A 16321-nucleotide genomic window follows, 5' to 3' on the forward strand; every position below is an offset into this window, starting at 1 on the left:
GCGACCCTTCAAATGCGGTAGGCGATGGTCTTCATCACCCTGGAAGCCAGCGCCATCGCGCCCGGGATCGGGAACGGCAGGCGGCGTGCGCCGGCCTGTTCGGCGTGCTCCGCATGGCGGGCCTCGTCCTCCTTCATCACCTGGATGACCGCGCGGCTGCGCAGATCGCCGGCCGGCAGGTCGACCAGGTGCTCGTCCAGATGGGCTTCCACCTGGCGCTCGGTTTCAACCACGAAGCCCAGGTTCCAGCCGTCGCCGCGCAGACCCGCCAGGGTGCCGATGGTGTAGCTGCCGGCGTACCACAGCGGATTGAACAGGCTCGGGCGGCTGTCCAGTTCATCCAGCCGGGTCGCGCACCAGGCCAGGTGATCGGTCTCTTCCTGGGCCGCTTCCAGCAGGTGTTCACGGGTGGCCGGGTCGCGGGCCACGGCCGCCTGGCCGAAGTACAGGCCCTGTGCGCAGACCTCGCCGACATGGTTGATCCGCATCAGCCCCGCGGCGTGGCGGCGCTCGGCGCGGTCCATGCCCGGCTCGCCGGTGCCTGCGGCCGGGTAGGGGCGGGCCGCCGGAGGGTTGCCGAACACCGTGTCCAGGGCGCGCTGCGCCTCGGTCAGCAGGTGGTCCAGCGGGGTGGTCTGGCGGAGCACGGTCATGGCGGCACGCGGTGGGGCGGGAGACCCGCCGATTCTCGCCCGCCCCCGCTCCCCTGCCAACCCGGGGCAGGGCCAGCTTGCACCGAGGGCGTGACCTGCGTACAATCCCGCCTCTTGCGCTTCACCTTTCACAACGCGTGGCAGAGTTCCGGCGAGTCCTTCGCCGCAATGAGCCCGACCTAACCTAGAGTTCTTCATGAGCACTTTCACTGCCAAGAACGAGACCGTCCAGCGCGACTGGTACCTCGTCGACGCCGAGGGCAAGACCCTGGGCCGTCTCGCCACCGAGCTGGCCCGCCGTCTGCGCGGCAAGCACAAGCCGGTCTACACCCCCCACGTTGATACCGGCGACTACCTGGTCGTCATCAATGCAGAAAAGATTGCCGTCACCGGCAAGAAGCTGCAGGACAAGATGTATCACCGTTTCACCGGCTACATCGGCAACCTGAAGACCGAATCCCTGGCCCAGGCGCTGGAGCGCCACCCGGAGCGCGTGATCGAGATCGCCGTGAAGGGCATGCTGCCGAAGGGCCCGCTGGGTCGCCAGATGTACCGCAAGCTCAAGGTCTACGCCGGCACTGAGCATCCGCACGCCGCACAGCAGCCGCAGGTTCTGGATATCTAATCATGGCTATCACTCAAAACTACGGCACTGGCCGCCGCAAGTCCTCCACCGCTCGCGTGTTCCTGCGCAAGGGTTCGGGCAACATCACCGTCAATGGTCGTCCGCTGGACGAGTTCTTCGGTCGTGAGACCGCGCGCATGATCGTGCGCCAGCCGCTCGAGCTGACCAAGAACACCGAAAGCTTCGACATCCTGGTCACCGCCGCTGGCGGCGGCACCACCGGCCAGGCCGGTGCGATCCGCCTGGGCATCGCCCGTGCGCTGGTCGAGTACGACGAAACCCTGAAGTCCGAGCTGCGCAAGGCCGGCTTCATGACCCGTGACGCCCGTGAAGTCGAGCGTAAGAAGGTCGGTCTGCACAAGGCCCGCCGCGCCACCCAGTTCTCCAAGCGCTGATTTACCGCGCCTGGTTGGGCTCCTGCGGGAGCCCGCTGGTTGGAAAAGCAAAAGCCCGGCTTCGGCCGGGCTTTTGTCGTTTTGGAGTCAGGCATTTCGTGGTTGCCGGCCAGCGGCCGGCACTACCCGGGGTTTCGCATCTCGGAAGGGGTGGGGTCAGAGCCTTTTCCTTTGGAAAAGGATCCGACCCCGGGCCTCTCTCTGGAGGGGTGCCCCCTTGATGTTCAAGGGGGCGCGCCGACAGGCGCGGGGATAAGGTGGAATGCGCGACCAAATTAAAAGCAAAAGGCCAGATCTTTCGATCTGGCCTTTTGCTTTTAATTTGGCTGCCCCGGATGGATTCGAACCACCGAATGCCTGAGTCAGAGTCAGGTGCCTTACCGCTTGGCGACGGGGCAAAACGTGCAACTATTTTCTCACTTTTCACACTGAAAAACAACTTGATTTTCAGTGTGGTGGCTATGGGTGGACTCGAACCACCGACCCCAGCATTATGAGTGCTGTGCTCTAACCGGCTGAGCTACATAGCCTTGGTGAGCCCGCTATTCTGCGGATGTGTATCGACCCTGTCAACACTTTTGTGTCGTGCTTGTGGGCCGACAGAGGGCATGGGATAGTCCCGACCAGTAGATTTTCTTAGGAGTCCGCATCGTGATCGATCCGGACGGCTATCGACCGAACGTCGGCATCGTGCTGATGCGGCAGGACGGCCAGGTGTTCTGGGCACGACGCGTGCGCCGGGATGGCTGGCAGTTCCCGCAGGGTGGCATGAACACCGACGAGACGCCTGTCGAGGCCATGTATCGTGAACTGCAGGAAGAGACCGGCCTGCTGCCTGAGCATGTGGAAGTGCTCGGGGCCACGCCCGGCTGGCTGCGCTACAAGCTGCCGGCGCGGGCCATCCGCCGCAACGAGCGGCAGGTCTGCATCGGCCAGAAACAGGTCTGGTTCCTGCTGCGCCTGACCGGCGACGAATCCCACGTGACGCTGGACCACACCGACTCGCCCGAGTTCGACCACTGGCGCTGGGTCGACTTCTGGTACCCGGTAGAGCACGTGGTGATGTTCAAGCGCGGCGTCTATGCGCGTGCCCTGCGACACCTGGCGCCACTGGCGCGCGGCGTGGCCGGGCAGGGCGTCACCGCCATGCCCAAGAGCGCCGCCGAGGCCTGGATGCCGGGCCACACCGCCGGGCACGACCGCCCGCGCAAGCGCCCGCGGACCCGAGGGTACTGGCCGAAGAAGGTCACGGGCGACGGACCGGCCAGCTGACCGGCTGAACGGTATCGAGAATGGTTCAGGTCTCTGATTGACAACCATTCTCGTTTCCATTGGAATAGCCACCAGGCCGCTTCTGGCCTGTCAGCCCGGTTCCCGCCTGTGTACGTCTGCATCTGCAACGGAGTCACCGACCACCAGATCCGCGAAGCCGCCAGCCATGGCGTGAGCACGGTGGCCGAACTGACCATGCGTACCGGTTGTGGTGCCACCTGCGGTTCCTGCCTGGACATGGCCGGCGACCTGCTGGCCAAGGCACGTGCGACCCACGATCTGCCGCTGCCGGTATTGGGCCTGGCGCAGGTCGCCTGATCGCCTTTTCGCGGCGCGTTGACGCCGCGCTTTCGCATCCTTCACCTTCGGCCGCGCAGGCCAATGCGCACGATTCGCGTTCCTTCACGACCGCACGCGAGGCGTTAAAGTGCCTGCGTTTTCAGCGTGCAGGAGCACCCCCATGAAGGGCGACACCAAGGTCATCGAATTCCTCAACAAGGTCCTCTACAACGAGCTGACCGCGATCAACCAGTACTTCCTGCACGCCAAGATGCTGAAGAACTGGGGCATCAAGGAACTGGCCGAACACGAGTACAAGGAATCGATCGACGAGATGAAGCATGCCGACATGCTCGCCGACCGCATCCTGTTCCTTGAAGGCCTGCCGAATTTCCAGGCGCTGGGCAAGCTGCGCATCGGCGAGAACCCGACCGAGATCCTGCAGTGCGACCTGTCGCTGGAACGCGATGGCGTGGTCACCCTGCGCGAGGCCGTGGCCTATTCCGATTCGGTTGGCGACTACGTCAGCCGCCAGCTGTTCGTGAAGATCCTCGATTCGGAAGAGGAGCACATCGACTGGCTGGAAACCCAGCTGGACCTGATCGAGCGTATCGGCGAGCCGAAGTACCTGCTGAGCAAGCTGGAAGAGTGAGTCAGCTGCCCTGGCCGGCGCGGTGCTGTGCCAGGTAGCCCGTCAGTGCAACACGCGCCCGGGCGAATTCCGCAACCAGCAGCGCCACCGCCACTGCGGGGCGCTGCAGGCTGCCACTACGGGCTTCGTGCTCGATCCGCTGCGCGATCGCCGACAGCGACAATGCGCCGACGTTTGCACTCGATGACTTCAGGCTGTGCGCTGTGGCCTGCAAGCGCAGCTCATCGCCGTTCTGCGCGGCCAGCTGCAACTGCTGCATCATCACCGGCGCATCTTCAAGAAAGACCATGACGATCTGGGTGGCAGCGTCGCCGATCACGGTGTGCAGTTCATCCAGCACGTCGCGGTCGATCACCGGTTTCGGCGCGGCTTGGCTTGTCGTCTCCTGTAGAGCCGAGCCATGCTCGGCTGATGGTGTGGGAGTGCCACTGGCCGTCAGCCGAGCATGGCTCGGCTCTACAGACGGCTCCACAGAAAGTTGTCCAGGTGATGCAGCTTTGCCGCCACCCCAACGCAGCAGCAGCGCATGCAGCGTGGCGCGCGCGATCGGCTTGGACAGGTAATCGTCCATGCCCGCCTGCAGGCAGCGCTCGCGGTCACCGGCCATGGCGTTGGCGGTCATGGCGATGATCGGCAGGCGGGCGCGCCCGGTCTCCACTTCTTCGGCGCGCCAGCGGCGCGTGGCGGCGTAGCCGTCCAGCACCGGCATCTGGCAATCCATCAACACGATGTCCACGCCGCCTTCGCGGAGGGCGGCCAGCGCCTGCTCGCCATCGGCGGCGTTGCGCACTTCGCACTGGAACACGCGCAGCAGTTGTTCGGCGACCATCCGGTTGACCGTATTGTCCTCCACCAGCAGCACACGCAGATGCAACGGCGGCAGCGTGGCAGCCGGTTGCTCGTTGTCCGCGCTGGCCAGCAGCGCAGCGGGGCGGGCGGGGGCGACCGGTGCAGCCAGCAGTGCATGCAGGGCCGCATCGTCGAAGTGCGGGGGCAGCTGGCGCTGGCGCTGGCGTTGTGGAAGTGCGCCCTCCTGCAGCCACAGCACCTGCAGCGCATCGTCGTCACCACGTTCACTCAGCGCCAGCTGCAGCGTGGCCTCACCGTTGCGGCGTGCGCGGGCATCGACCAGCAGCCATGCCGGTGCCGGTTGTCCGGGCCGCGCGGGAGCGCGCAGGCGCTCGACCACGGCATCCAGCTGTGCCAGCACCTGCACCTGCAGCCCATGGTGGGCGGCGATGCGCTCGATACGTGCCTGCAGCGTTGCATCGGCACTGAACAGCAGCAGCGGTGCCGGTGCGCGCGCCATCGCCGGCAGGTCGCCAGCGACCTTCAGCAGCGGGATCTCGAACCAGAAGGTTGCGCCCTGGCCCGGCGTGGAGTGCACGCCGATGTGCCCGTGCATCAGGTCGATGATGCGCTTGCAGATGGCCAGGCCCAGGCCGGTGCCGCCATAGATGCGGGTGGTGGATGCGTCGGCCTGGCTAAAGGACTGGAACAGGCGTGCCTGCAGCGCGTCGTCGATGCCGATGCCGGTATCGATGATCTCGAAGCGCAGCTGGTGCTGCGCGGCACTTTCACCCAGGCGCAGCACGCGCAGCTGCACCTGGCCGCGGGCGGTGAACTTGATGGCGTTGGCCAGCAGGTTGCTCAGCACCTGGCGCAGGCGCACCGGGTCGCCGCGCACCGGCAGGCGCACCGATGGATCCAGTTGCAGGCCCAGGGCCAGGCCCTTGGCGTCGGCGGCCCGCTGCATCAGCTGTACCACGCCATCGAGCAGGTCGCGCAGGTTGAAGCTGGTGATCTCCAGTTCCAGCGCCTGCGCTTCCAGCCGGGAGTAGTCGAGGATGTCGTCGACGATGCGCAGCAGCTGTTGCGAACTGGCCGAGGCGGTGGCCAGCATCTGCCGCTGGTCTTCGCCCAGCGGCCCGCGTGCGATCAGCTCCAGCATCGGCAGGATGCCGTTGAGCGGGGTGCGGATCTCGTGGCTCATCGTGGCCAGGAACTCGCCCTTGGCCAGCACGGCCGCCTCGGCGGCCTGCTTGGCCTGCAGCAGCTGTTGTTCCAGCTGGCCCTGGCGTTCGGTGGTATGGCGAAGCTGGTCGCGTTCGGCGGCCAGCGCACTGTGCGTGCGCTGCAGCTGGGCCAGCGCATGGTTGCGCGCGCGCAGGCGCAGGCCCAACAGCAGCAGCGCGATGGCGGCCGCAGCAAGGGCAACCAGCAGCACGCCCCACAGCGGCACGTCAGAGCACCGCGTTGTGGAAGTCGAAGTTCAGGTCGCTGCCGGCCGACTGCACCATGTTGCCCTGGATGTAGTCGACGCCGCCTACCCACATCGCCGCTGCAGCCTGCGGATCCTCGATCTGCTGGCCGATGATCTGCAGTCCGGCGGCATGGGCCTGTTCGATCGTCTTGCGCAGCGCCTCGCGCGTGGCCGGATTGGAATGGCTGCTGGAGAAGCGCGCAGCCATGCGCACGAACGACAGCGGCAGCTGGGTCAGCAGTGCATCGGCCTCGCCGCTGGGTTCGAACTGGCTCAGGCAGAAGCGCACCCCTGCGCTGGCCATGCGCTGGCAGAACTGCTGCAGCGGCACGGTGTGGATCAGTGCGTCGGGCAGGCGCACGTCGATCACCAGCGCACTGCCAGGCAGGTCACGCTGCTGCAGTGATTCCAGCAGCCAGTCGGCGAAGGCATCGCGCTGCAGGGTGCGCAGCGACTGCGAGACGAACAGGCTCAGCGGCTGCGTTGCGTGCCGGTACAGATCCAGCAGGCCCAGTGCGTGGTCCATCACCTGCTGGTCGAGGTCGGCGATGCGCCCGGCGGCTTCCGCGGCGGGGATCACCTGGCCGGCCGCCAGCACCGTGCCATCGGCCTGGCGCAGGCGCAGCAGCAACTGGTATTGCGCGGTGTTGCCGCCTGCCACGGCGACGATCGGCTGGTAGGCCAGTTCCAGCTGGCCCTCCAGCAGCGCCAGGTGTTCCTGTTCGGTGACCGCCTGGCGATGCACATGGCCCGCCACGCCGGCGCTGAGCAGGCGCGCCTGCAGGGTGGTGCGCTCAACCGCTTCCAGCGCACTGCTGGCATCCTCGAAGCCCGGCGACAGCGGCGCATAACCGACCACGCCGCGCAGATGCACGGATTCGTCGTCGCGGATCACGAAGGCGCGGGCCGACAGCTGCTCGCGCAGGCTCGCGGCGATGCCTTCGAGGGCGTCCTCGTCGGCGTTGCGGGCCAGCAGCAGGAAGCTGTTGTCGTTCAGCCGCGCCAGCAGGTGCGGATGGCCGGCTTCGGCCAGGCGCTGCCCGGCCTGCACCATCAGTCGTTCAAACGCGGCATAGCCATAGCGTTCGCGCAGGCCCAGCGCACTGGCCACTTCGATGAAGAACACGCCGCCCCGGTCGCGGTGGGCGAGTGCGGTGTTGAGCTGCTGCAGCACATGGTGGCGCGTCGGCAGGCCGGTTTCCGGATTGCTGGTGGCCGGTGCGCCGGTGGCGCCCGGCAGGGTCGCGGCCTGGGCACGCGCGCGGCGGATGCGGTTGGCCACCGCTGCGATCAGGTGGCGCGGCCGGATCGGCTTGCTCAGGTAGTCGTCGGCGCCGCTGTCGAGCACTTCGAACTGGCGCTCTGGATCCGGATCGCCGCTGAGGAACACGATCGGCAGCAGCTGCAGGCCGGGCTGCTGGCGGATCAGCGCGGTCAGGCGCATGCCGTCCAGCCCGGGCAGGTGCAGATCCATCAGGATCAGGTCGGGGCGGTGCTCCTTGATCGCCTGCAGCGCGGCATCGGCATCGCTGTGCACGATCGCCTGCATGCCGGCGCCGTGCAGCACGCTCTGCGCGAACAGCGCCTGGGCGCGATCATCTTCAACGATCAGCACGCGGTAGGGCGAGTCCGAGGGCGGCGGGGCCAGATCGTTGTTGCCGGCTTCGGCCAGTGCGATCGGGCCGGGCAGCGGCGGCGGTGCGCTGTTGACCGGCGCCAGGGCATCGGTCGCGATGGGCGGCGGGGTCGCAACCGTCGGTGCGGCCACAGCGGGGCCTGCCGCCTCGGGCGCCCAGCGCTGCCAATGATCGGCCGGAGGGGTTTCAGCGCGTCCCGGGCGGGCGCCCGCGGGGGATTCGTTTGCGGCCATCGGTGCTCCTGGTGTTCGCGTCCATTATGCGACAAGCCCGGTGCTCAACCGGTACTGCTGTGCCCCGGCGGTGCTGCCGATGCACCGCGCGCCAGCCAGCGCACGCCCTTCCACAGCGCGCGCCAGACCAGCCACACCAGCAGCGCGCCGGCCAGGCTGCAGGCCAGCACCACCACCAGCGCGATCCACGGGTGTGCCAGGGCCAGCGCCAGGCCACCGACTACCACGGTGTCCTCGGCGGCGGAGGCGACCCAGTTGCTGGCCGGTTCCGGCGAGGTATTGAGCAGCGCGCGGGTACCGGCCTTCAGGCCGTGGCTGGCGAGGGCGACGCCGGCACCGGCGGCGAGTGCGCCGGCGCCGAGCTGACCGTCCGGCGACAGGGTAGCCGCTGCGAGGAACGCGCCGGCCGGCACGCGTGCGAGCGTCTGCACCAGGTCCCAGACCGAGTCCACGCCGGGAATCTTGTCGGCGAAGAACTCGGCGATGGCCAGCGCCGCCGACGTGCCCAGCACCCACCAGGATTCGGTGGCCTGCAGAGCGGGCGGCAGGTCGACCCAGCCGAGCAGGCCGGCAAGGCCGACGCCGAACACGGTGAGGTAGACGCGGATGCCGGCCAGCCAGGCCAGCAGGATGCCGATCACGAACAGGTGGGCTTCGGTCATGGCGATGCTCCGGCGACGGAACTGTGCAGGGGACCACACTATCGACGATGGCATGCCTGAACGCCACAGACCGTGGCCGGCCACGGCGCAGGAAACCCACCCGTCCTGTCATACACTAGCCCGTCGTTTGCCACAGGGGCCGTACCGGTGTCGCCCTCGCGATACCCCGGAAACCACCCATGACCAACCGTCCTCCCATGCGCGTGCAGGTACGCCTGCCCGGCGCGCCGCAACCGCCGGCCGACCGTCGCCGCCTGCTGGTGATCGGCGGCATCTGGCTGCTCAGCCTGGTGCTGGCGGTGCTGGGTGGCTGCTGGATGGCCACGCCACGCGATGCCCAGGGCCAGCGCCTGCAGGCTGCCGAGAAGCGCGCCGAGACGCTGCAGGCGCAGCTGACCGAGCTGCGCCAGAAGCAGGCCACGCTGGAAGCCTCCGACCGCATCAGCCGCGCCGCCAATAACGAGGTGCAGTCCTCGCTGGCCGAGCGCGATGAGGAAATCGCCGGCCTGCGCGCCGACGTTGCCTTCTATGAGCGCCTGGTGGGTTCGACCAGCCAGCGCAAGGGCCTGAACACCCATTCGATCGAGTTCAGCCCGGAAGCGGCCGGCACCTGGCAGTACACCGCCGTGCTGACCCAGAACCTCAACCGCGGCGCCATCAGCCAGGGGCAGATGCGCTTCACCGTGGAAGGCGTGAAGAACGGCAAGCTGGCCACGATCAGCTGGGATGATCTGCACCAGCGCAGCAAGGTGCCGGGACAGGATTACTCGTTCCGGTACTTCCAGCAGCTCACCGGCAGCGTGATGCTGCCGGCTGACTTCACCCCGCAACGCGTGCGGGTGACATTGGGGAGTGGTACGGGGGGTACCACCCAGGTATTCGACTGGAAACAGGCCGGTGCGCCGGCCAGCAAAGGGGAGTAGGCAGATGTTCGGAAGCAGCAAATCCAACCGTGAAGGCCAGCTGGTGGTGGATGCCCTGATCGGCAACCAGGTGGTGATCCGCGGTGATGTGGAATTCAGTGGTGGCCTGTATGTGGAAGGTCGCATCCACGGCAAGGTGATCGCCACCGAAGGCGCCAGCGGCGCGACCCTGACGGTCGCCGAGCATGGCGTGATCGAGGGTGAGATCCGGGCCCAGGTGGTGGTCATCAGCGGCCGCCTGGACGGCGATGTACACGCCACCGAGAAGGTCGAGCTGACCCCCAGCGCACGGGTCAATGGCAACGTCCATTACCAGGTGGTGGAGATGAATGCGGGCGCCCAGCTGAACGGCCGCCTGATCCATGCCAGCGCCCCGATGGCGGCCCTGCCGGCGCCGGAAGGCGATGAGGCCAATGGCGGCAAGGGCGACACCGCCGCACGCCGCAAGCTGGCCGAGGCGATGGCTTGAAAGCCATCCCCGGCACCCCCATGCTGGCACCATGAGCACGCTAGTCTCCCTGCCCGGCGCCACCCCGGTTGCCGCGCCCGATTACCAATCGCTGGAGCGCCCGCTGAACTTCACCGAGTCGGCGGCCGCCAAGGTCAAATCCCTGATCCAGGAAGAGGGCAACCCCGACCTGGCCCTGCGTGTGTACATCGAGGGCGGCGGCTGTTCGGGCTTCCAGTACGGGTTCGAGTTCGACGAGAACCGTGCCGAGGATGACCTGGCGGTACAGACCAGCGGGGTGACCCTGCTGGTCGACCCGCTGAGCCTGCAGTACCTGATGGGCGCCGAGGTGGACTACACCGAGAGCCTGACCGGTGCCCAGTTCGTGATCCGCAACCCGAACGCAAAGACCACCTGCGGCTGCGGCAGCAGCTTCAGCATGTAAAAGGCCTGTGGCCGGAATGTGCCAACCAGGGTTGGCACCTGCCAGAGCGGGTAGATCCACGCCATGCGTGGATGATCCTTCCTGCATCCACAACGGCAGATTGCGCACAGCGCCGACCTTGCCACCCGCATCGATTGGCGGCACGCTTGCAGGATGCCCAATACTCCTTCGCCGCTTTCCGGTTTCGCCTTCGTGGGTGAACCGCTGGAGCGCGCCGATGCCCTGCGCGAAGATGCCGATGCACTGGCGCGCCTGTGGCCGGGCGCGCGCATTCTCGTGCTCGATCAGGACGGCAGCGCCTTCACCGGCGATGACGATCAGCCACTGGCGCTGACCGGCGCCGACATCGGCGGCGGCCCGGGTGCCGCGATCTTCCTCGGCCTGCGCGGAGAGCAGGCGTGGTTCTCGGTTGAAGCCACCAACGTCACCATCAGCGCACCACGCCGGCTTGATCTGCGCCAGGCCGCGCTGCTGTGGTCGATGGCCGATGCGACCGCCTTCAGCTATGCCCGCGGCATGTCGTACTGGCACTCGCGCACCCGCTTCTGCGGCGTGTGCGGCGGCGCCGTGGCGTTTGCCCGTGGTGGCTTCGTCGGCCGCTGCGGGCAGTGTTCCACCGAACACTACCCGCGTGTCGACCCGGCGGTGATCGTCGCCGTGGAAAACCAGGGCCGGCTGCTGCTGGGCCGGCAGTCGAACTGGGCCCCGCGTCGCTACTCGGTGCTGGCCGGCTTCGTCGAACCCGGCGAGACCTTCGAGCAGACCGTGGTGCGCGAAGTCCATGAAGAGAGCAAGGTGCGGGTGACGGCCTGCCAGTACCTCGGTTCGCAGCCCTGGCCATTCCCGGGTGCGCTGATGGTTGGCTTCCGCGCACAGGCGCAGGATGACCGGCCGACCGTGGACGGTGAGCTGGAAGACGCGCGCTGGTTCAGTGCCGACGAGGTCGGCGCGGCACTGGCGCGCGACGTGGAGGACGATGGCCAGGGTATCCGCCTGTCGCCGCCGATCTCGATTTCGCGCGGCCTGATCGAGCATTGGTACCGGCAGCAGAAGGGCTGAGCCGGGCCGGCTGGGGCGATTGCATTGCCGCCACCTGAACACGGCCCGGGTTACAGTGCGGGTCATCGCGGAGGGCGCCGCTGCGACAGGTAAGGTAGCGGCGCCGAGCGTTCTGTTTCGTAGGGAGACCTGCCATGTTCACCACTCTGGCCGCCGTGCTGGTGGCACTGGCCCTGGGCCATGTTGCTCCGGCCGCTGCTGCCTCGCTGCGCCGTTTCGACGGTTTCCGGCGTTGGCTGGGCTGGCTGGATGCGCGTGGTGGCAAGGCCTGGCAGGGACCGGCCGGCGTTGCCTTGGCACTGCTGCCGCCGCTGTTGCTGATGGTGCTGCTGGCGTGGCTGTTGCGCGGGGTGCTGTTCGGCCTGCCGTCGCTGCTGCTGGGCGTGGCGGTGCTGGCCTGGTGCTGGGGCCCGCGTGACCTGGACCGCGATATCGAGGCCATTATCGATGCCGATGATGCGGCGACGCGGCAGGCTGCAGTGCGCAACCTGCAGTCGGCCGGCGGCAGCCTGCGCGAGGACATTCCGTCACTGGTCGAGGCGACGGTGCTCAACGCACTGCGGCGCTGGTTCGCGGTGCTGTTCTGGTTCCTGTTGCTGGGCCCGGCTGGCGCGCTCGGTTACCGGCTGCTGGCGCTGATGGCGGAGAGCCCGATGCGCGCACGCGTGCCGGTGGAGCCGCTGGCGCTGGCGCAGCGCCTGCTGGGCTGGATCGAGTGGCCGGTGGCGCAGCTGATGGCCTTCTCGATGGCGCTGGTGGGCAATTTCGATACGGCGTGGAAGGCCTGGCGCCAGGCCCATGGCGAACGCCTGGCCGGCAACATCGGGTTCCTTGGCGCGGTGGCGCGGGCCAGCGTCAACGCCGAGCTGCGTGAGGATGCGCACGATTACACCGAGGCAGGGTTGCTGCCGGTGTGGCAGCGGTTGCCGGACCTGCGTGATGCGATGAGCCTGGTGTGGCGGATGCTGCTGCTGTGGCTGGCGGTCCTCGCCCTGCTGGTGATTGCAGGCTGGGTGACGTAGTTGTTTTGCAGGGCTTGCAGCCCTACACCTGCAGAGTCGACAGCAACTGCAACGGCAGGATTGCAGCGGGTCGGCGGGGTGGGTCGGATGGCGGGGGACGCCGTGAATCCGTCCATGGAGGCTTGGTCGCCGCATCCATGCGGCTCACACCCCCGCCATCCGACCCACCCCGCCTTCGACAGTTTTCCGCGCACTGACGTTCTGTAGAGCCGAGCCATGCTCGGCTCCGAGCGAGCGCAGCGAAGCGATCCGCTTCCGCTTTTGATCTTCTCCTTCTTTTCCGTGGTGGACGCACACGGAAACTGTCCGTGGCCGGGCGGGATGGGTTTGCGGGGGTGTCCGCGGCATGGATGCCGCGGCCAAGCCTCCACGGACGGATTCATGGCGTCCCCCGCAAACCCATCCCGCCCGGCCAACCCCAGGGCTTCTGCCTTCAAACGCCGCCCGCCACGAGGGGCTGCGGCCGTTGGCTGGAAACCTAGATCGGTGCCAGTGCAGTGAACGGCGCCCACGGCAGGTTGCGCAGCAGCGCATACCCGGGCAGTACCCAGAGCCAGAACGTGGGATTGGCCAGTACCCGCATGAGCGGGTCGAGCACGCGCGGCCGGATGCCGGCGACGTTCAGCAGCATCAGCAGCAGGAACGGCAGGCTGATGACCAGCAGCGGGTTCATCGCCATCGCGCCGGGCAGGTCGAAATGGACCAGTGAATACAGGCAGCGGGTGCTGCCACAGCCCGGGCAGTACAGGCCTGTCAGCGCGTACAGCGGGCAGCTCGGCAGAGGATTGCCGGCGACATACGGATTGACGTTGCGCAGCACCACCGCGGCACCGGCGGCCAGGCCGGTGGCGGCCAGCAGCGGTGCCCAGCGGGCGAATCGGGAGCGGGCGGGAAGTGCGGACATTGCAGCAACGGATCCGGCGCGGGCGCCGGATCCGTCCACGCGGATCAGTAGCCGCTGTTGTTCATTGCACCCATGCCGCCGACAGCGACGATCAGGATGCCGTACAGCACGCCGACCACGACGGCGGCGATGGCCGACCAGATCGCCCACTTCTTGGCCTTGGCGGCGGAGTCCTGGGCACCGGCGATGTCGCCAGCGGCCAGCTTGCCGTTGACCTGCGCGGCGTAGACGATCGACACGATGCCGGCCGGCAGGCAGCAGAACAGGGTGCTCAGGATGGCCCAGACCAGATTGTTCGGGACCTGCGGAGTGGCGGTGTTCATGGGTTCAAGCTCCTTGATGGGTGGTGGTGGTGAATCATTGGTCGGAAAGAGCGCCCAGTACGGCCAAGCCGCCGAACAGCCCGAACCACAACAGCAACAGGACCGGCAGGGCCACGGCCGAAGCCACCGCCCACCAGCCCGCCTTGCGCGACGCACTGTAGGCCCCCGGCAGGTCGCCGGCGGCGCGGCGGCCATCGACCTGGGAGGCATAGACGATCGACACCACGCCCAACGGCAGGCAGCAGAACAGCGTCGTCAGGATCGCCCAGACCAGATGGTTGGGGATGTAGACCGGACGGCTGAGCGGTGGCGGTTGATTCAAAGCAAGACTCCATTCCTTGGTGGCCGGCCATGATGAAACGGCCTAACCTCCCCCCTGTGGGTGCGTAATCTACCTCAACCCGCGCTGCATGTATGCGGTTACAGTCAGATACTGGCCGGTATGGCCCTTGATCTGACGCATCTGACGGAGCTCTGCGATGCATCGGAGGGCGAGGATGGGGGCTTGTCGCTGGGACGGTCTACCCGTGTCCGTGCGGTCGATCAGGCGTGATCACCACGCAGGGCCCGCACCTGGGCCTCCAGCACCGGGGCGCTGGTGGCGTGGCCATCCACGGCCGGTGCCGCCACCACCTCGACCGTGGCGCGGAAACGACGCGGCACCCGCATGCGGCCAAGGCGGCTGTCGCGGCGGCTCCACATGCTCGACCACATGCCGCGCAGCGCCATCGGCACCACCGGCACCGGCCGCCGCTCGAGGATCTTCTCGACGCCGGACTTGAACGGCGCCATCTGCCCGTCGCGGGTCAGCGCGCCCTCGGGGAAGATGCAGACCAGTTCGCCTTCGGCCAGCGCCGCGTCGATCTCATCGAACGCACGCTGCATCAGCGCCGGGTCTTCGCGCGCCCCGGCAATCGGGATCGCCTTGGCGGTCCGGAAGATCCAGCGCATCACCGGGATGTTGAAGATCCTGTAGTACATGACGAAGCGCACCGGGCGCGGGATGGTCGCCGACAGGATCAGCGCGTCCATGTAGCTGACGTGGTTGCAGACCAGCAGTGCGGCGCCTTCGTCCGGCACGTTGGCCTCGATGCCGTGCGGGCGCAGCCGGTACAGGGTGCGCACCATCAGCCAGCTGAGGAAGCGCATCAGGAATTCGGGGACGATGGTGAAGATGTAGATCGCCACCAGGGCGTTGGCGATGGCCAGCGCCAGGAACTGCTGCGGAATGGTCCAGTGCAGCAGCTTGTGGGCGGCCAGCGACAGCAGCGCCGCAGCGACGATGAAGCCCGAGTTCTGGATGTTCAGTGCGGCGAACACGCGCGACATCTGCGCCTTCGGCGTGCGGCTCTGGATCAGTGCGAACAGCGGCACCACGAAGATGCCGGTGAACAGGCCGATGCCGATCAGGTCGATGACGATGCGGATGCTGCCGGGCTGCTGCAGGAACGGCCCGATGGTCAGCCCGTGCACTGTCGCTTCGCCGCTGCGGGCGAAGTACAGGTCGAGCAGGAACGCGGTCATGCCGAACGCGCCCAGCGGTACCAGGCCGATTTCCACCGTACGTGCTGACAGCTTCTCGCACAGCAGCGAGCCGACGCCGGTGCCCACCGAGAACAGGGCCAGCGCGAAGATGTACAGGGTCGGCTGGCCGCCCAGGTTGGTCACCGCATAGGCCGGCAACTGCGAGGTCAGCACGGTGCCGACGAACCAGAACCAGGACACCCCCAGGATCGAGTTGCGTACGGCTTTCTGCTGGCGCGCCATGCGCAGCACCGCCAGCGATTCCGGCAACGGGTTCCAGTTGATCTTCAGATTCGGGTCGCCGGCATCGACCTTGGGAATCAGGCGCGCGGCGATGTTGCCGCAGATCGCCAGGGCGATGATCGCGCACGCGGCCACCACCGTGCCGTGACTGCCAGCCACGGTGAACACCAGGCCGCCGACGATCATGCCGGAGAGGATCGACATCGAGGTGCCCATCTCGACCAGGCCGTTGCCGCCGGTCAGCTCTTCTGGCCTGAGCACCGACGGCAGCACTGAGTACTTCACCGGGCCGAACAGGGTGGACTGCATGCCGGTGCAGAACAGCGCGACCAGCAGCACCGGCAGGCTCTGGGTGAGGAAGCCGGTGGCCGCCAGCGACATGATCACGATCTCCATGGTGGTGGTGATCACGATCAGTCGCGATTTTTCCAGTTTGTCGGCGATTTGCCCGGCCAGCGCCGAGAACAGGAAATATGGCAGGATGAAGATGGCCGGTGCCAGGGTGGCGTACAACCCCAGTTCTTCCTCCGGCACAGCCATGAACAGCAACATGCTGATGATCGCCTGCCGGTACACGTTGTCGTTGAACGCACCGAGCGCCTGGACCACGAAGAACGGCAGGAAACGGCGCTGGCGCAGCAGGGCGAACTGGTTGTGACCGGACATGGAACCTCCTTGACCGGCGCAGCCTAGCATTCCTTCCCCTCCGCTGTGGATGCGGACCTGTGGGTGCGGACCGTTGGTCCGCACACCTGCCAG

Annotated in this window: 18 protein-coding genes and 2 tRNA genes; 10 read left to right on the forward strand and 10 right to left on the reverse strand. The window is 67.3% G+C overall.

The window, feature by feature from the left end; all coding sequences use genetic code 11:
- Window positions 1–8: 8 nt before the first annotated feature.
- Window positions 9–653 (reverse strand): 2-polyprenyl-3-methyl-6-methoxy-1,4-benzoquinone monooxygenase, encoded by a 645-nt coding sequence (gene coq7 / locus AC5P8R_RS00005; protein WP_014648661.1) that lies wholly within the window; start codon window positions 651–653, stop codon window positions 9–11.
- A 196-nt stretch (window positions 654–849) separates the two neighbouring features.
- On the opposite strand from coq7, the gene rplM reads away from it, so the two are divergent.
- Window positions 850–1278, forward strand: coding sequence for a 50S ribosomal protein L13 (gene rplM, locus AC5P8R_RS00010; RefSeq protein ID WP_005414692.1), 429 nt, complete (start codon window positions 850–852; stop codon window positions 1276–1278).
- 2 nt (window positions 1279–1280) lie between these two features.
- On the forward strand, window positions 1281–1673 hold the full coding sequence (gene rpsI / locus AC5P8R_RS00015; protein ID WP_005411311.1) for a 30S ribosomal protein S9: 393 nt from the start codon (window positions 1281–1283) through the stop codon (window positions 1671–1673).
- Window positions 1674–1996: 323 nt separating this feature from the next.
- On the opposite strand, the gene AC5P8R_RS00020 is transcribed toward rpsI, so the two are convergent.
- Window positions 1997–2071, reverse strand: a tRNA-Gln gene (locus tag AC5P8R_RS00020).
- Between the two features lie 55 nt (window positions 2072–2126).
- Window positions 2127–2203: transfer RNA gene (locus AC5P8R_RS00025), tRNA-Met, on the reverse strand.
- Window positions 2204–2324: 121 nt separating this feature from the next.
- On the opposite strand from AC5P8R_RS00025, the gene AC5P8R_RS00030 reads away from it, so the two are divergent.
- The 3 genes from AC5P8R_RS00030 (at window position 2325) to bfr (ending at window position 3876) form a co-directional block, all read left to right on the forward strand.
- On the forward strand, window positions 2325–2945 hold the full coding sequence (locus AC5P8R_RS00030; RefSeq protein WP_014648660.1) for an RNA pyrophosphohydrolase: 621 nt from the start codon (window positions 2325–2327) through the stop codon (window positions 2943–2945).
- Window positions 2946–3053: 108 nt separating this feature from the next.
- Window positions 3054–3263: a (2Fe-2S)-binding protein gene (locus AC5P8R_RS00035; RefSeq protein WP_005411309.1), complete on the forward strand. Its 210-nt coding sequence runs from the start codon at window positions 3054–3056 to the stop codon at window positions 3261–3263.
- 142 nt (window positions 3264–3405) lie between these two features.
- Window positions 3406–3876: a bacterioferritin gene (gene bfr / locus AC5P8R_RS00040; protein ID WP_005419804.1), complete on the forward strand. Its 471-nt coding sequence runs from the start codon at window positions 3406–3408 to the stop codon at window positions 3874–3876.
- A 1-nt stretch (window position 3877) separates the two neighbouring features.
- On the opposite strand, the gene AC5P8R_RS00045 is transcribed toward bfr, so the two are convergent.
- Genes AC5P8R_RS00045 through AC5P8R_RS00055 form a run of 3 tightly spaced genes read right to left on the reverse strand, consistent with a single transcriptional unit; the run spans window position 3878 to window position 8671 of the window.
- On the reverse strand, window positions 3878–6118 hold the full coding sequence (locus AC5P8R_RS00045; RefSeq protein ID WP_495222882.1) for an ATP-binding protein: 2241 nt from the start codon (window positions 6116–6118) through the stop codon (window positions 3878–3880).
- 1 nt (window position 6119) lies between these two features.
- Entirely contained in the window at window positions 6120–8009 is a 1890-nt protein-coding gene (locus AC5P8R_RS00050; RefSeq protein ID WP_041863914.1) for an EAL domain-containing protein, read from the reverse strand.
- Window positions 8010–8053: 44 nt separating this feature from the next.
- On the reverse strand, window positions 8054–8671 hold the full coding sequence (locus tag AC5P8R_RS00055; RefSeq protein WP_014648657.1) for a DUF4126 domain-containing protein: 618 nt from the start codon (window positions 8669–8671) through the stop codon (window positions 8054–8056).
- Between the two features lie 179 nt (window positions 8672–8850).
- Between AC5P8R_RS00055 and AC5P8R_RS00060 the strand changes: the two genes are divergently transcribed.
- The 5 genes from AC5P8R_RS00060 to ampE all read left to right on the forward strand — a co-directional run bounded on the left by AC5P8R_RS00060 (window position 8851) and on the right by ampE (window position 12568).
- Window positions 8851–9594, forward strand: coding sequence for a DUF6776 family protein (locus AC5P8R_RS00060; RefSeq protein WP_032956752.1), 744 nt, complete (start codon window positions 8851–8853; stop codon window positions 9592–9594).
- A 4-nt stretch (window positions 9595–9598) separates the two neighbouring features.
- Complete coding sequence (locus AC5P8R_RS00065) at window positions 9599–10063, forward strand: bactofilin family protein (RefSeq protein WP_032956754.1); 465 nt, start codon at window positions 9599–9601, stop codon at window positions 10061–10063.
- A gap of 31 nt (window positions 10064–10094) precedes the next feature.
- Window positions 10095–10487, forward strand: a complete 393-nt coding sequence (gene erpA / locus AC5P8R_RS00070) for an iron-sulfur cluster insertion protein ErpA (protein WP_005419789.1) — start codon at window positions 10095–10097, stop codon at window positions 10485–10487.
- A 153-nt stretch (window positions 10488–10640) separates the two neighbouring features.
- The gene (gene nudC, locus AC5P8R_RS00075; protein WP_053494960.1) at window positions 10641–11546 is read left to right on the forward strand and encodes an NAD(+) diphosphatase; all 906 of its coding nucleotides are present in this window, start codon (window positions 10641–10643) and stop codon (window positions 11544–11546) included.
- A 134-nt stretch (window positions 11547–11680) separates the two neighbouring features.
- On the forward strand, window positions 11681–12568 hold the full coding sequence (gene ampE / locus AC5P8R_RS00080) for a regulatory signaling modulator protein AmpE (RefSeq protein WP_014648654.1): 888 nt from the start codon (window positions 11681–11683) through the stop codon (window positions 12566–12568).
- 478 nt (window positions 12569–13046) lie between these two features.
- Here the strand turns inward: ampE and AC5P8R_RS00085 are convergent, their stop codons facing one another.
- From AC5P8R_RS00085 to AC5P8R_RS00100, 4 genes are all read right to left on the reverse strand, one after another.
- Complete coding sequence (locus tag AC5P8R_RS00085) at window positions 13047–13472, reverse strand: DUF2752 domain-containing protein (protein ID WP_014038725.1); 426 nt, start codon at window positions 13470–13472, stop codon at window positions 13047–13049.
- A gap of 44 nt (window positions 13473–13516) precedes the next feature.
- Window positions 13517–13795, reverse strand: a complete 279-nt coding sequence (locus tag AC5P8R_RS00090; RefSeq protein WP_014648653.1) for a CD225/dispanin family protein — start codon at window positions 13793–13795, stop codon at window positions 13517–13519.
- A gap of 34 nt (window positions 13796–13829) precedes the next feature.
- Window positions 13830–14117 carry a CD225/dispanin family protein gene (locus AC5P8R_RS00095; RefSeq protein ID WP_005419784.1) on the reverse strand — a complete coding sequence of 96 codons (288 nt, stop codon included), beginning with the start codon at window positions 14115–14117 and terminating at the stop codon, window positions 13830–13832.
- Between the two features lie 221 nt (window positions 14118–14338).
- Entirely contained in the window at window positions 14339–16228 is a 1890-nt protein-coding gene (locus AC5P8R_RS00100) for an MFS transporter (RefSeq protein WP_046432845.1), read from the reverse strand.
- Window positions 16229–16321: the final 93 nt, after the last annotated feature.

The sequence above is a fragment of the Stenotrophomonas sp. YJH_SMC_73 genome (genome assembly GCF_059370155.1).